The sequence below is a fragment of the Agromyces sp. NSFZ genome (genome assembly GCF_056156205.1).
The window spans coordinates 2,278,907-2,293,453 of sequence record NZ_CM149585.1; the positions used below are offsets into that span (position 1 = coordinate 2,278,907).

Sequence of the window (14,547 nt, forward strand, 5' to 3'; positions counted from 1 at the left end):
AGGAGTTCGCAACGGCGGATATCACGCTTCCTCGCGATCATGCGGCACCCGGTCGCGCGGCCTCGCAATCTCGCGGTTTCGCGGTCAGGGGGGTCCGTCCGCACTCTGGGGGGCTAGGAGATGAGGTTCTTATCTGTGACGAAGGAATGCTCACCTGTCTCGTCCTTCCAGTAGACGAGCGTCGGGGAGGTAGAGCCGTTCAACGGTACCGACGCATCAAGCGCCGTCCGAGTCGCTCGAGCGGACTCGATAAGCGAATGGAACTCGCTCATGATCTCCCGCTCGCTCTCCATCGTCGACGTGTACGCGGCCTTGCGCTTTGCGAGCTCCTTCTCGAGGGTGGTTCCCTCGCCGCCCGGAAGGGTACGTGCAGCCCAGTTCATGTCCTGGCGCTTCGCCTCGAGCTGATTGATCTCATCCTTGAGCACTCGCGAACGGTCCTGCAGATGCTGCCAGAACAAGATCCCGTCGTCGATGACGGACTTCAGTCGTTGCATCGACGAGTTGACCGATTTCGGGTTCTCCTGCATATCGACACAGACACGGAGATAGGCCACACGGAGTTCCACGAAGGAGGCAAGCATCGCGCTGTGAGCGTCATAGTTCGCTTGCTTGACCTCGGCGGGGTCATCGACGTTCATCGTGCTGCGCGCCTCCACAAGCTGGCGGAACCTGGCGGCAAGTGCTCTCACGTCACGCTCCGCGAGTGCGAGTCGCACAAGCATGTCACTTGAGAAGCTCCCTTCGAGACTGTATTGGGAGTACACCTCGTCGACGATCCTGGATGCAGCGAGCAACTCTCCCGCGTGCGTCGCTTCGATCCGGGCGATTGCTTTGTCCAAGGTGCTCTTGATGACGTCGAGTTTCCGGTCGATCTGCTTGAACTGCTGCATCATCACCGCAGTACTGAGAGCCTGCATCGCGAGGATCGGCGCCACGACCGGAAGTGAGCTCGCCACGGCAATGAACGGCGCGTGGGCGACGATCCCGCTGGCGCCCATCACGGCGCTGCCGACGCCGTTGCCCAATGTCATGAGCGTGGCGGGATTCGCGGTCGCCATGAAGAGCGTGGATGAAAACGCTGCCGACAACGCGGTCGCTCCGCCCGCAGCACCCGCGACTGCCAGCGACATAGCACCTTGGGGTGAGACGGCCTTCGCGTCCGCAACGTAGTTTCCAGTGGTCAGATAGCTCTCGCGAAGGCTTGAGATCAACAGGTCCCGCAGTTTGCCTTGGAACTCGAAGACGGCGAGATCCGCCCCCTCCTTTCCCAATCGTCGAACCGCGACCTCTTGAGTCTGCACTGCTGCGGCTGTTTCCACGTCTCTCCCTCTTTGGGTCTGATCCTATTGGCGCGGCGCAGGGGACCCGAACGTTACTCGATGTCAGCGATCTGGCGGCCGCGCCGCTGATCGCTAGGCCGTGTTGCACTAGTTCGATTGCCGCTCGTGCGTCCTGCAGTCTCGCCCCCCAACCGCATGCGCGCCTTGGCCGCCCGCCCTGCTGTTCGAGCGTCCTCGAGCGAGAGACGATCTGTCCTCAACGTGGGCAGGATTTCCTGCGTTGCCAATTGGATGATGAGTGATTCAAGTGGGGCCTGGGGACGGCCGTGTTGTCGACGAGCGCGGTTCTCGAACGCTGCTTCCTTACCCAAGCGCGTCATGTCGTGCTCGACGTGGGCAACTAGTGACCTCACGAGTCGGTCGAACTGCTGGCGCCGTTCTTCCTGTCGCAGCACGGCGTGGGTGCTGCGGCAGGCGGCTGCGACATCCCGGGGGGTCAGAAGGTCGACCCGGCGCATGAGGTCGGTCACGACCTCGACTGCGCGGGCGTAGACAATGCGTTCGACGTCGACGGGCGGGAGTCCAAGCCGCGCGCGTCGCGCCGCGTAGGCTTCCGCGAACTCCCGCATGCTGGCACCATGCGCGAGCATGTGCTCTGTGAGGGTTTCGGCGAATACGGTGAACTGCCTCAAGTGCTCGTTCAGCGACGGATCATGGAAGTATTCCGAGGCCTCACGCTCGTTGGCGCGGCGCTCGGCCGCGCTCGTCGAGTGGATCCGCCTCGGCGGTAGCCCATCGCGGGCGAGCCGCCGCTTGAGCCGCCGTGCCGCCGCGTTCGCCTCGAGCTCCGCCTGGTACATCTCGGGGTTGCTCCGCCGGGTGCGCTGGAGTTCAGCGCGACGATCCTTGTTCCGCTCGGCCCACTCCTTGGTGGCGCGCTTTGCGCGCTCGGGGTCGGCATCGCGTCGGGCGGCGGCGCGCGCACTCACCTCGTCACGATGCGTCGCGTAGTAGCGGTTGTAATACTCCCGAACCTTGTCACGATTCTCTTCGACCCATCGCTGCTGGTACGTACGCACCCGGTCGGGATGCTCCTCCCGCCAGCGCTTCGCTCGCTCCCGCGCTTTCCGACGTACCTCGGCTTCGCGCCGCTTGCGTGCGGCTATGCGTCGCGCCGAATCCCGGTTCTGCTGGCGAGCTCGATCAAGATGCTCCTCGCGCCACCGACGATTCATTTCCCGCACGCGCTCCGGGTGCGCTTCCTTCCACGCGCGACTCTGTTCGCGCACGTAATCCGCGTTGGCTTCACGCCAACGTCGATTCCGCTTGCGCTTCGCAGCGGCGCGCTTGGCGTCGTCTTCGTGATCGGTGCCGGGCACGAGCGTCTCTTACCCGGCTGGGGGCCCTGAAAGCTCGATGACGAGGGCGAGCAGCTCGGAACGATGCGCCGACGGATTCGTGATCACGCGCCCGATCACGGTGCGAAGGCGCTCGACGTCCTCGACCGCGACCCCATCGATCGGTTCGAGGCAGTACTCGATGTCCCTCTGAAGGTCGTACTCGACATCGTCGACCGCGATCTCCGGGTAATAGAACAGCGCCGCGAGCGCAGTTCGGCTGAGGAGATCGTCGAATTGCTCCTGCGGGACCGACATGGCTGTTCCTCCTGCTCGCGGCATGCGTCGTGCCACAAGACTTACGCGAACAACAGGTACACCGACAGTGCCGTGCCGCTAATGCCGGGATGAAGGTCTATCTGGCGAGATCTGCCGGCTCGCGCTCAGGCCGAGGGTTGGGCGCGGCGACGCCCCGACCGAAGCCGTCGTTCTCCTCGCGCGTACTCACCGCCTCACGACGGACTCGAGCCTCGAGCACCCGAACTCGCGCGAGCCGGATCAGCGTGACGGGGCCGGCGACGATGAACTTCAGCGCGTTCCATGCGAAGAGAACTCCGACGAGGTACAGCCAGCCCGGCCCCTCGCCCTTAGCGAGTCCGAGGCACAGGAGCGCTCCGAGGCCGTACGGAACTGCGAGCAGCATCGCAGGTACGCCCCACTTCAGTCCACGGCGCGTGTGGATGGCGTCGAGCAGGATGTTGGTCGGCAGGAACCGACGCAGCACGAAGTGGGTGCGAGCGACGCTCGCCCAGATGAGTCCGAACATGCTGCAGCCCTCCGAATGTTCGGCAACGAGAACCTGGAGGGACCGCCGTGGATCGGAGATCATGCCATCGCGACGAGCGATGCACAAAATGAGGCTGCCTTTGGCCGCAGTTTAGAACTGGGGTCTGACAGACGGAAGAGCCGTCGGGACACTCGGCTGCGGCCGGTCGAGGTTGCGCACTTGGTCCGAGAGTCTCCGCGCGATGCCGAGCCCACGCCGTGCCCGGGCCGCATCCGCCCGCTGCACGTCGCTTTGCGGTTCCGATCCCAACGCGTGTGCGCCCGTGACGCTGTAGCGATCGCGGTACGCGGCGACCGTCAGGGCGTGACGGCGCCAAACCTCCGCCGCGCCATTCGGGGGGACGCCGAGTGAGCGAGTCCACGACGCCTTCGCGCGGAGCGCCTGATCGAGGATCGCGTCCGCGCGTGCCTCGATGAGAGCGCGTCGCTCCTCGAGTGCACCGCGCGAGTCGGGATCGATCTCACCCAGCACCAGCGGTATGAGTCCCACGATGAGCCGCGGCGCCTTGCGAGAAGGTGCGGAACGACCGCGGACGCCATGAACCGTTGCCGCCGCGACACGGGCACGCAGCACCGCCGCCACATCCTGCGCATCGTCTAACCCTTGAGCACCGACAGCGGCTGCGAGCAGCTGCGCAGTGTCGAATTGCTCGGCTTCCGCTCTCCGGAGCTCGGCGGTCAGCGGCCCGAAGGCATCCGATTCGATCGCGGCCTCGGCTTGGTGGGGAGGGAGTCCGCAACCGCGTACGAGTTCCACCCACCGACCCCGCTGGGCGGCCGCAGCAATGGTCTCGTACTCTGCCGCGAGCTGAGCGATCGAACCCCAGGCATCCTGCTCCCCCGCGAGGGTCTCATGCGCGGACAACTCGGCTCCGACATGCTGCAGCACGCCGAAGAGAACCCTCCGCGCCGTCGGCTTCTCCGCGTCGCCCGGCCGCGGCCCGATGTGCGAGACATCCGGCCGGTCGATCGCGACGTACGCGGCATTCGACTCGCGTCCACGTGTCATCGCCACGTAGAGGTTCTCCCGAGTCGTGCCCGACGCGACCACGACGTGGGACGTGTCGGTGGTGATGCCCTGCGCCCGGTGAGCGGTCACCGCGTACCCGAGTTCGACGTGGCGACGGACGTACACCGCCGGCAGCACGACGGTGCCCCGCCATGAGCGTTCGGGCCTCTGCACCTCAAGCCCGCCATCCCTGCGCACGGCCGCAACGGTCCATCGGTCGCCGTTACGCACCCAGCGCCGTCCGGCGCGAAGCCGGCGATCGTTCCGCCGGGTGATGACGGTGTCGCCGACGGATGCCGCGGTGCCATCGTGCAGCTTCGCCTCCCGGAGCGCGTCGACTCGCCCCTCCAAGATGAGTTCCGTCCGGGCCCGCACGTTCAGGGCCGACACCGCTTCGTTCGATTCGCTAATCAGCACACTCGCCTTGCCGGCGCGGGCATCAGTGCGCCACGCGAGGTACGCCGCATCCGCCATCGCCTCGGTACTGCCCTCGAGTACTCGGGCGTGCGCGAGGTACTCGTCGATCGCCTCGGGATCGCCGTGGCGAAGCGCCAGTGACGCGGTTTTCTCCCACTCGTTGACGAAGCGATGCACCTCAACGAGCTCCGGGGCATCGGGTCGATCGTGGACAAGCAGCGAGAACGCACCACCGGCCTCGACGGATTGAAGCTGCGCAGGATCGCCGACGAGCAGGACCTTCGCTCCCCCATCTTCAGCGAGCGCCGTCACTCGTGCCAAGTGCAACGTGCCGGCGAGCGAGGCCTCATCCACGATGACGAGCTGGCCGGACCGGAATCTCGTTCCATGACGCAGGTGGTCGTGCCACCACTTCGCGAGGTTCTCAGTCGGGATTCCCAAATCCTCAGCGAGGACGTGAGCGGCAGCGGCGGATGGCGCGAGCCCCACGACCGAGCCGGCGCCGTGCTCGTCTTCCCACACGCGGCGAAGCGCACTCATCGTGCTCGTCTTACCTGCGCCAGCCGGACCGACGAGCACGTCCACGACACGCCCCGATGCGACGATCTTCGCGAGCGCTTCGAGCTGCGCGTCGTCAACCGCCCGCCGGCCGCTGCCGGCCGCGAGCGTCGCACGGAGTATCCTCAGCGCGACGCGCGGTGCGGTGGCGTCGACCGAGCGCTTCAGCAGACTCGACTCGGCCGCCATCACCTCTGCCGAGCTGTACACGACAGAGTGCTTCGGACGAAAGACCGACGAGCCGTCCGATCGCTGGAACGGTGCCGGACTCAGCGCGAGCTCCGGCGGCGTGAGGCGAAGCGACGCCCGTTCGGCAGCATCGACGACGAGACCAATCACCGCTTCGCGATCTGACGCCGACGCGAACCGGAGGCCCATTGTCTGACGGGCTGCTTCGGCGACGAGGTTCCAATGCCGCCAGGTGGAGCGCTTCTCGCTCACGGCGGTCATCACGGAACTCCCGAGGGCGCCGACTTGCGAGAGCGGGATGTCGTCAGCGCGAAGGATGGCCTCCGGAAGGCTCCCGACCGCGCTTCGGCCCCAGCTCGCGGCATCCGTTCCGAGAACGCGCGCAGCGCGCTCGCGCCAGCCCGCCGAGAGCTGGGCGAGTGAATGCACTTGCTTCGCCGGCCGAGTGGACAGCGTGGCCTGGGCGCGGAGCTTCATGATGGTCACGCGACCGGGCCGACGGCCATGCGCCCGCGTGTGCGCCTCGATCAGGCGGTCCGTCTCAGCATCTATGGTCTGCGAACGCGTCGAGAACTCGGCGACCAGCGCCTCCGGAACGGTCGTGATCGCCCACGCCGGATTGCGGTCTCGTCCACGTGCGCGCTGCTCCCATTGCGCGCCGATCGACCGCGTCAGTGCGTCCGCGAAGAGCGTTTCGTGCAGCTCGGAGATCGCAACGACCGCTGCGTGCATCGGTCTTCCGTCGAGCGAACGCCACTTGCCGTCGAGCACGGTCATCACCTTGTTGCTGATCACGACGTGCGTGTGCAGGTGCGGATCGCCGGAGCGGCTGTCGAAGTGATCGAACGCGGTTGCGATCACTCCCGACACGTCGACCTGCGCAACGGCGCCGTCACGGACCGCAACCCCCGCACGCGTCGCTGCAACCTCCCGCTCGAGGAACGCAAGCGCGTCCGCAACCGCGGCATGGTGGGCTTGCACGATGAGCGCCTGCGTCGTTGCATCCGCAACGCCCCAGAGAACGCTCGCGGACTTCGGAATCGAGAACGTGAAGTCGTAGCCGGCGACTGCGCGGCGGCGGGCGGTCGCGACATCCGTCCCCTTCTCGTACACCGGGTACCTGCGCCCGAGTGGTTCACCGGTGACCGGATCGCACCCCAGACCGATCAGGCGCTGGAGATGCTCCTCGGAGACCTCGCTCCCCTCGACGATGGTCGAGCCCAGGGCAGGAAGGCCGCTTCCCATCCAGCGACCGGGCGGCGTGCCCTTCGCGCTGTAGTAGCGGGTCAGCGGCGTCGAGAGCGAACGGTCACCGTCGCCGGAAGCGACAGTGCGGAGCAGGTACCTGAACCCGTCGCCGGCGCTCATGACCCGAATCGACACCGTCATCGCCATCACCTCCCCCGCCGTGGAGTAGGTGCGCCTCGATCTGCAAGAGGCGTGGCGGCATTGGTGATTGCGGCGAGGCGGCGCTACTAGACCAGTCGAACTGGGCGCTTGCCGAGCCATCCGCATCCGGCACCATCTTGAGCGCGGGCCGCATTCAGCTCAGGTCGCCTCGCGCTCTGACCGTAGCGGACGCCGCCGTCGCCCATTTGTGCTTGAGGGGCCAGACAGCGGTCGCGGACGGCGCCGGTCGCTAATCCTGCCCCTTAGTCGTCCGAATCAGGATTGGCGAGTGCGGGACTGTCGTTCTTGGGATCGATGGTGGGATGGCCGACAAGAAACGACCGGGGCGCCCGCAAATAGGAGAGGACGGCGGCCAAGGCGATACCTGACAACAGCGCTACGCGCATGCTGCCACTTGAGTGCATGTCAAGAATGCCGGAGCGCGCAAGAGATGGACCCGTATGGGTCGGAAGTGAGCGCGCCTCGTAGATCAGATTGAGTATCTCGCGTCTCTGCCGCGCGGGACTCCCCTTTTTGACATACCCGAAGGCCTCCCCGACGTTGCCGTGCTCGATCACGTGGTCCACAGCATCGGGACATAGATCAATAACCGCCCTGATAAACCGTGTGGTGACCTTGTCCTTCCCCCAAGGAGCCCGAGGCGCGATGAGGGCCTCCATGCTTGTAACGAGAAGCATCACCGCGACGTCGGGGCTCGTCTGATTCAGCGCCGCATGATAAGCCAGGAGGGCTCCGCGAGCCCGGATCACTGCGTCGAATTTTCCGATCGTCGGGAGATAACCAAAGAGGTCCAGCGGGACCGAGTCTCGTGCGAGGCCGAGAATCGAGGCGTCCTCCCGTCGTTCCAAGGCTTGCCGTGCTACATCGTCGTCAACGGCGAAGCCTGGAATCTCGAACTGAACGGGTCTGCCTGCAGCGAATGCACAGATCGCTGCGATGGTTTCGGTGATCCCTGCGGCAGCCTTGGCAGTGAAGTCGCTCTCAAGCGGGCCGGGAATGAACAAAGTCACTTGTACTCTGCTCGATGGCATGAAGAGGAATCCGTTCGGTGGTGCGTCAGCGAGTAGGCCCGCTTCGAAGTCGAGGATTGCGACGTTCGAAAAGCGGCGGGTTCCCTCGATATGCCTTTGATCGCTGAGCGTGCGCATGAAATGCATTGGCGAAGCTAGGTCAAAGGCTTGAACTGTCATCTCGGTTTGGTAGATAACTTCGCCTCCGAAATCGCGGGTCGCGACCTTCGCAAGGGCTGAATCGATCAGTCCTGTGGCGTCTTTCTCGTCGATTCCTGAATAGGAATCGAGTGCAACATCTAGCCCTGACTCTCTAACGACGAAATGCGGCCCGGCTGAATCGCCGCAGGTGACGGTTCGCGTGCCCGCAACAACGCCAATCTGACCGCCTTGAAGCCCAGCCCGCTCACTGCTCAGCCGCCTCAGCCAGGCTTCGAACAGCAAGCATGCCGCCTCATGGTCCATTCCTGTTGAATCGATCGTTCTCATTGCTCTCCGGTTTCTACCCCGCACACATGACGTTGCTGACGTTATGCCGAATCGGTCGCAAGCGGCGAAGCCGCGCCTTGACTTGTATCTGCTACACAGGCCGGAGTCGGGTCCGGCGAGCGTCTGCCGCTCGTCGAACGATAGGCCAGCCCCGGTGGAGGCCAACGCGTCGGAGTCGAGTCGCCGATCCGCTCAGGCTAAGCCGCGGAACGTCCGCCCTCAAAGGCGAACGGCTGTGGCTTTCCTCGACGAATGTCAGCGGGCTCGCTTAGCGTCCAGTTATGGACTTCCCGAACATCGCAGAAATGATCCTCAATGCGTTCGCCAGCGGAATCGCCGGTCTCAGCGACGCCATCGCGGCCGACCCCGCCACATGGTTCTGGATCGGCGTCGGCGTCACTGCGATCGTCGGAATCAGCATGCTCACCAAGCGCCGCACCGACCGCGCCCGCATCTGAAGGGAGGGCCAGCCCCGGCGTCCGTCGTGCGTGATGTGGGTCAAACCGCGGGCTGGAAAGCCCAGCGACACCGGGAGTGTCCACCCCGTGCGTGTGCCTATCCTCGGTGCAAGCAGCGATGCCGACTCAGCCAGCCCCGTATTACAGGCGAGGAGCGAGCCAGGTGAGCACGGTCTGTCGCCAGCGCTCCGGATCAGAGTTCCAGGTCATAGTGTGGTCGGCATCGAATGACTCGAGTGTGACCAGGTCGGGGCGGAGACTCTGAAGGCGAGCGGCCACCCCGAATGGTGATGACGTGTCTTCGGTCCCATGGAGCAGCAGCATCGGGGTCGAGATCTCATTGGCGCGCGCAAGCCAGTCGAAGCAGTCGACGCCGATCGCGCTCGGCAAACCGGTCAGCCGAGCGAGCGGTCGCCGGTCGAGCCACGGCAGGGCCAGCAGCCCCGCCCACGCTGGGAGCCCGGCTCGCACGCAGTTCGCCTTGATCGTCGAGACCCAATCGATCACGGGGGAATCGAGCACGAGTCCCGCGACATCAGCGCGCAACTCAGGATCTGCGGCGAGCTGCAACGCGATGGCGCCCCCCATCGACCAACCGAAGAGGATGAATCGTCGAGCGCCGTGTGCGCGTGCAAAAACCAGCGCAGACCGAACGTCATCGGCCTCCGAAGATCCGAGCGTCGATCGACCCTTCCGGATCGTCGGCCCGTCTCCGTCGTTCCGGTACGTCACGACGAGCGACGTCAACCCGAGCTCGGCCGCAACCTGCACTCCGCGCAGCGTGCCGGCTCGCGGGCTCCCGAGGCCATGGATGTGGATCGCCCACGTCGACGAGCTCGCGCCGGCCGGCTCGATCAGCCATGCACGAGCCGGCCCGACATCGGTCGTCACGTCGATGTCGGCCGCCTCGAGATCGGCATCTGACGGATCGGCGAAGTAGATCCCGCTCCAAGACGCCCGGTCCCCCGCCGTCAGTCCGGCCGCGCCAGGGCCACCGACAACTTCACGGCCGACCAACGCCGGGCCTCGGTCATTCACCTCGCTCGCTAGCCGGACCAGCCCACCGCCGTCGAGCAGGAGGCTGTATCGCCCAGGCGCGACAGTCCGCGGCGTCCGGTCCAAGACCACGGTCCGCCGCCCGCCCGCCTGCTCAACGTCACGGATGACGACATCGAAACGCCGATCCGACCGGGCGGTGAGGCGTCGCGCGATCACGAACCCAAGGCCACCGAGCGAGGCCGCTGCGGCAGTCCCAAGCGCCGCGACCGACCATCCCGTCTTCATTGCCTACGCTTCCTCGACTCGACACCCGGAGAGTCGTCGGCAGGCCCGGACGCCACGTCGGGGAATCCGGCGCCGACCAAGTGCCGCTCGGCCCGGTCGACAAGGTCCCGCTCCCCCTCGGACAGGTCGAACGCCACGCGACTGTCGATGAGCGCGTCGCGGATCTCGACGATCTCGCGGTGCAGCACGGCCTCGGGTTCGGACGACCGGAAGGCGGCATCCGCGCTCTGACTGATCCCGGGTCGCACGGTGGTCGCTCGCCCCCAGGCCGGCTCAAGCTCGAGGATGAGCGCACGGGTTGTCTGCGCCCGCGATCGGGTCTGCAGACTTCGAAGGACCGGTTGGGAAGCGAACCCCAGGCACAGGAAGAAAAACGTGCAGAGATACAGCGGGCCGTACGCGAAAGACACGGCGGCCATGAGCTCGAGGTTACCCACGGCATGCGCGATGTCCATGGTGATGACGACGGCGCACAGGGCCAAGCCGAACAGGCTTCCGAGGAGCAGCGACGTCGGCGGGAGTCGCTGGCTGCCTCGAGAAACTCGGATCTGCTGCGCTGCGAGCGCGGCCATCGCGGCGAGGACGATGCCGTAGTAGGTGAAGTGGATCATCGAATACGCCGCGGCCGCCGGCTGATCGCCGAGGTCGAGCATGAAGGTCGTCGTCGTGCCGCGCTGGTCGATGAAGATGAACGCGACGATGGAGAACACGAGCGCCACGGCGAGGGCGGCGCGGCCGAGCGCGAGCTGGACGACGCGAGGCTGTCGATCAGACGCCTTCATGACGCCGCGGCCCAGGAAGAACACCCCGACCATCAACGCCAAGTCGGCGATCAGCGTCACGAGATTCTCACCACCGAGCGCGGTGTCGAGCGCTTCGTAGACCGCGTCGATGTTGAGGGTCATCGAGACCGCGATCGTCAGGGTGGCGTACGTGATGGTTCGTTCCTCGCGCCCGCGTCGCAGCACGAGCAGGCTGATCAGGAGTATCCACATCAGGGTGGAGACCAAGACTGGAATCACCCGAAGATCTCCAGGAATCGTGACTCGTGCATGGCCGATCCGCGGATCGCTGCGGCGAGCTGGTCGGCGAGCGACTCCGCGATGATCTCCTCCGCCGTGTCGAGGTTCTGCCGCCGAAGCAAGCGACGTCGAGTCTCAGGTGGGATGTCCGGCAGCAGGAAGTCCGGCATCCCGCGATCGTCGTCGATCCCGTGATCGAGGATCATGTGGGCCAGCTCGTGCAACACGAACTGCTGCCTGTGCAGCCTCGAGTCGCTGCGCGCGTGGAGCACGATGTCCTCGGTGTCCGTCATCAGCCAGATGGCGCAGAGTCCGTCGTGGTCACTGAGTTCGGCCAGCTCGACGATGCGGATTCCTCGCCGACGTCGCAACTGCACCGCGCCCACGAGTTCGTCGAACGTGAAGGTTTCATCAAGCGCGAGTTCATGGAACGCCGTCGATACGTTCACTTCGCTGTTCACTGTCTCGGCCACCCCCTCATGATGTCTCCGGATACCACCGCGTTTCGCAGCGCCCGCCGGACTTCTATGTGTGCTTGATCTCCTCGTCGAGGAACTTGCTGATCGCCTGGAGCGCGTTCGGCGAGATGTCGCCCAATGTGCGCGCCGCGTACGACTTGACGCGTGCGGCACGCATGGAGCGCACGAGGTCGAGCTGCGCACTCACTTTCGCTGGAGTCTCAGCGCCTTCAGCACCCATGAGGAAGGCTGCGTCGACGTCGAAGAAGTCGGCCAGGCCCTCGAACAGCGCGCGGTCCTGCACATACCGATGACCGTTCACCATGTAGGTCCATCGCGAGCGGGAGAGGTTCGTACCGCGCTGCTCGAGGAACGCCGCGATCTGGGAGTATGTGGGCTCTGAGCCGGTCTCGGCGACGGCGACATCGAGAAGGAGCCGGAGTCGCTTCGCGAGATCCTCTGCTGCGGTGTTGCTCTCGTCTTCGATCATGTGTCGGAACACCTTCCACCCGCTCGGGTCAGGCGAGGCATCGTCGTCTTGGTTCCAACTCCGGGCACGAGTTGGGCATGCTCAATCTACTCTTTGAGCATGCCCAACGCAACGGTTGCGCATGCTCAAATCCGGTGCTAGGAACGAGTTAAGCGCCCGGTTTGAGCATGCTCAAACTCAGATAGCGATAGCGCTGAAGGCGCCGGCAACGACGGACCCGGCGGCGACATTGACATGCCTGGAGGCCTTCCATGCCGTGTGCGCACACCTATGCGTCAGCCGCGCCGAACCGGCGACGCCCTTCTGGAAGGTGAACGACGTGTCGACCAAGCCGCAACCGCGCCATGGCTGGGATGCGAAACTCGACGAGATTCACGAGCACCTCGTCGCGTCCGTCGAATCGCTCGTCTCAGGCGACGAATGGAGGCGAGCGCTCGAGTTCGCCGCCCGCTTTCGGACCCGCTCCTTCAACAACACGATGCTGATCTGGTGGCAGCACGAGGCAGCGTTCCGCCGCGGCCAGGTGCCCGAGCCCGTTCCGACCCAGGTCGCCGGCTTCAAGCAGTGGCAGTCTCTCGGGCGGCGCGTACTCGCGGGCCAGTCCGGGTACATGATCCTCGCTCCCCTGACTGCGCGGTTCGCGACATCATCGCCCACCGATCCGAGTTCGTGGCGACGGATCGAGCGGAACGAGCGCCCGCGCCCGGGCGAGGTGGTCCGCCCGCGCATGATCGGGGTCCGGCCAGCGTACGTGTGGGATGTCTCGCAGACCGACGGAGTCCCGCTCCCAGCGCTCCCCATCCCGCAGCTGCTCAGTGGTGAGGCCCCGGTCGGCCTCTGGGACGGGCTCGCCGACATCGTCCGAGATGAGGGATTCCGGCTCTCCACGGTGGATGCCTCCGCACTCGACGGCGCGAACGGTGTGACCGACTTCCGTGCGCACATCGTCGAGATTCGAGCCGACATGGATGCCGCGGCGCAGGTCAAGACACTGGCGCACGAGCTCGGCCACATCCGAATGCACGATCCGATGACGGATGCAGTGACGCATCGCGGAATCGGGGAGGTCGAGGCCGAGTCCGTTGCGCTGATGATCGCTGCGGCGCATGGCATGGACACGAGTAGCTACACGATTCCGTACGTCTCGACGTGGGCGACGTCGGTGAGGGAGAAGACGGCGGTCGAGGTCGTCCAGGACACCGGAGAACGCGTGCGCCGTGCCGCTGTCGCGATCCTCGACCAGTTGCCGACCGCGCAGGGCGGCGCCGTCGAAGCCCCGGGGCTCGAACGGCCTGGCCCTCCCCTGAGCGTCGGGCCGGCCGCCTCGCGACCGACACCCGTCGATCGCGAACTCCGAGTCGGGACCCGGAGGCTGTCATGAGTGTCGCCGAATTGCTACTGGCCACGGGACGGATGTCGACGTGCGATGCCGCGCTCGCCTTCGCTCGAGCCGGCACCCCGATCTTCCCGTGCACCGTGGATGGGAAGCGTCCGGCGACGCGCGCAGGCTTCCACGATGCGAGTTGCGACGTCGACCTCGTCCGCGCATGGTGGTCGCGGTGGCCGAACGCGAACATCGGCATGCCGACCGGAAGCACCTCCGGCATCGATGTCGTCGACGTCGATGTCGCCGGCGAGGCATCCGGATTCAACGCATTCGAGCGAGCCGCCACTGCCGGCCACGTTGAAGGCGAGCTCGCCAGGGTCCGCACGCCGTCTGGCGGGCTCCATGTCTACTTCCCGGCGGTGCCGTCTCGTCCACAGCGATGCTGGCAGGCTGCAGCGGCGCATATCGACTTCCGCGGCGCCGGAGGCTACGTTCTCATTCCGCCGTCGATGCTGGCCACCGACCGCGGTCGGGTCACCTATCGACTCTTCTCCCTTTCCACCGCAAACGCCCGGCCCATCGACGCCGAATCCCTTCGGCACTTCATCAATCCCCGAACCGTGCCATCAGCCACGAGGATCGCGACGAGCACCTCGCCGGACCCGGAACGCCTTGCCACATGGGTGGGTCGCCTTCAAGAAGGCGAGCGCAACCACGGCCTCTTCTGGGCTGCCTGCCGACTTGCGGAGGTGGGCTTCGCATCGGCGGATGTCGAAGCCGCGCTGGGCCCTGCGGCGGGCAGCATCGGGCTGCCCGAATGGGAGATCGCGACGACGATCCGTTCGGCGGTCCGACAAGCGACGATGGTGACGTCCTCGACGGCCGATGCGACCTGGCGTGACTGTCCCGCGCCGCCCAGCCAGAGAGGTGCGGCGCCGTGTCTGCCATGACTCGCTCGAG

The 14,547-nt window shown here is 65.8% G+C and carries 13 protein-coding genes; 3 read left to right on the top strand and 10 right to left on the bottom strand.

The genetic code is table 11. The features are described from left to right. Positions 1-113: 113 nt before the first annotated feature. The 6 genes from ACVFI9_RS10715 to ACVFI9_RS10740 all read right to left on the bottom strand — a co-directional run bounded on the left by ACVFI9_RS10715 (position 114) and on the right by ACVFI9_RS10740 (position 8,548). On the bottom strand, positions 114-1,322 hold the full coding sequence (locus tag ACVFI9_RS10715; protein WP_474762220.1) for a hypothetical protein: 1,209 nt from the start codon (positions 1,320-1,322) through the stop codon (positions 114-116). A 53-nt stretch (positions 1,323-1,375) separates the two neighbouring features. Continuing rightward, on the bottom strand, positions 1,376-2,662 hold the full coding sequence (locus ACVFI9_RS10720) for a hypothetical protein (RefSeq protein ID WP_474762221.1): 1,287 nt from the start codon (positions 2,660-2,662) through the stop codon (positions 1,376-1,378). A gap of 9 nt (positions 2,663-2,671) precedes the next feature. Continuing rightward, positions 2,672-2,938: a hypothetical protein gene (locus ACVFI9_RS10725; protein ID WP_474762222.1), complete on the bottom strand. Its 267-nt coding sequence runs from the start codon at positions 2,936-2,938 to the stop codon at positions 2,672-2,674. 97 nt (positions 2,939-3,035) lie between these two features. Continuing rightward, positions 3,036-3,446, bottom strand: coding sequence for a sulfate permease (locus tag ACVFI9_RS10730; protein ID WP_474762223.1), 411 nt, complete (start codon positions 3,444-3,446; stop codon positions 3,036-3,038). 111 nt (positions 3,447-3,557) lie between these two features. Further along, a complete protein-coding gene (mobF, locus tag ACVFI9_RS10735) occupies positions 3,558-7,028 on the bottom strand; it encodes a MobF family relaxase (RefSeq protein ID WP_474766234.1) in 3,471 nt (1,156 codons plus the stop codon). Between the two features lie 263 nt (positions 7,029-7,291). Continuing rightward, entirely contained in the window at positions 7,292-8,548 is a 1,257-nt protein-coding gene (locus tag ACVFI9_RS10740) for a hypothetical protein (RefSeq protein ID WP_474762224.1), read from the bottom strand. Positions 8,549-8,829: 281 nt separating this feature from the next. On the opposite strand from ACVFI9_RS10740, the gene ACVFI9_RS10745 reads away from it, so the two are divergent. Beyond that, the gene (locus tag ACVFI9_RS10745) at positions 8,830-9,006 is read left to right on the top strand and encodes a hypothetical protein (RefSeq protein ID WP_474762225.1); all 177 of its coding nucleotides are present in this window, start codon (positions 8,830-8,832) and stop codon (positions 9,004-9,006) included. A gap of 141 nt (positions 9,007-9,147) precedes the next feature. Here ACVFI9_RS10745 and ACVFI9_RS10750 read toward each other — a convergent pair whose 3' ends face one another. The 4 genes from ACVFI9_RS10750 to ACVFI9_RS10765 form a co-directional block, all read right to left on the bottom strand. Next, positions 9,148-10,044 (bottom strand): alpha/beta hydrolase family protein, encoded by an 897-nt coding sequence (locus ACVFI9_RS10750; protein WP_474762226.1) that lies wholly within the window; start codon positions 10,042-10,044, stop codon positions 9,148-9,150. Positions 10,045-10,286: 242 nt separating this feature from the next. Beyond that, the gene (locus tag ACVFI9_RS10755) at positions 10,287-11,285 is read right to left on the bottom strand and encodes a hypothetical protein (protein ID WP_474762227.1); all 999 of its coding nucleotides are present in this window, start codon (positions 11,283-11,285) and stop codon (positions 10,287-10,289) included. A 23-nt stretch (positions 11,286-11,308) separates the two neighbouring features. Then, positions 11,309-11,785 carry a hypothetical protein gene (locus ACVFI9_RS10760; RefSeq protein WP_474762228.1) on the bottom strand — a complete coding sequence of 159 codons (477 nt, stop codon included), beginning with the start codon at positions 11,783-11,785 and terminating at the stop codon, positions 11,309-11,311. A 52-nt stretch (positions 11,786-11,837) separates the two neighbouring features. Next, entirely contained in the window at positions 11,838-12,260 is a 423-nt protein-coding gene (locus ACVFI9_RS10765; RefSeq protein WP_474762229.1) for a hypothetical protein, read from the bottom strand. 319 nt (positions 12,261-12,579) lie between these two features. Between ACVFI9_RS10765 and ACVFI9_RS10770 the strand changes: the two genes are divergently transcribed. Then, complete coding sequence (locus ACVFI9_RS10770) at positions 12,580-13,641, top strand: ArdC-like ssDNA-binding domain-containing protein (RefSeq protein ID WP_474762230.1); 1,062 nt, start codon at positions 12,580-12,582, stop codon at positions 13,639-13,641. After that, positions 13,638-14,537 carry a bifunctional DNA primase/polymerase gene (locus tag ACVFI9_RS10775; RefSeq protein ID WP_474762231.1) on the top strand — a complete coding sequence of 300 codons (900 nt, stop codon included), beginning with the start codon at positions 13,638-13,640 and terminating at the stop codon, positions 14,535-14,537. Before ACVFI9_RS10770 ends, ACVFI9_RS10775 begins: the two co-directional genes overlap by 4 nt. Positions 14,538-14,547 lie beyond the last annotated feature (10 nt).

Bases quoted from the DNA above. Each gene is read 5' to 3' on its own strand.
- ACVFI9_RS10725 (WP_474762222.1), bottom strand. From the start codon at position 2,938: ATGTCGGTCCCGCAGGAGCAATTCGACGATCTCCTCAGCCGAACTGCG.
- ACVFI9_RS10745 (WP_474762225.1), top strand. From the start codon at position 8,830: ATGGACTTCCCGAACATCGCAGAAATGATCCTCAATGCGTTCGCCAGC.
- ACVFI9_RS10730 (WP_474762223.1), bottom strand. From the start codon at position 3,446: ATGTTCGGACTCATCTGGGCGAGCGTCGCTCGCACCCACTTCGTGCTG.
- ACVFI9_RS10775 (WP_474762231.1), top strand. From the start codon at position 13,638: ATGAGTGTCGCCGAATTGCTACTGGCCACGGGACGGATGTCGACGTGC.
- ACVFI9_RS10755 (WP_474762227.1), bottom strand. From the start codon at position 11,285: ATGTGGATACTCCTGATCAGCCTGCTCGTGCTGCGACGCGGGCGCGAG.
- ACVFI9_RS10765 (WP_474762229.1), bottom strand. From the start codon at position 12,260: ATGATCGAAGACGAGAGCAACACCGCAGCAGAGGATCTCGCGAAGCGA.
- mobF (WP_474766234.1), bottom strand. From the start codon at position 7,028: ATGACGGTGTCGATTCGGGTCATGAGCGCCGGCGACGGGTTCAGGTAC.
- ACVFI9_RS10740 (WP_474762224.1), bottom strand. From the start codon at position 8,548: ATGAGAACGATCGATTCAACAGGAATGGACCATGAGGCGGCATGCTTG.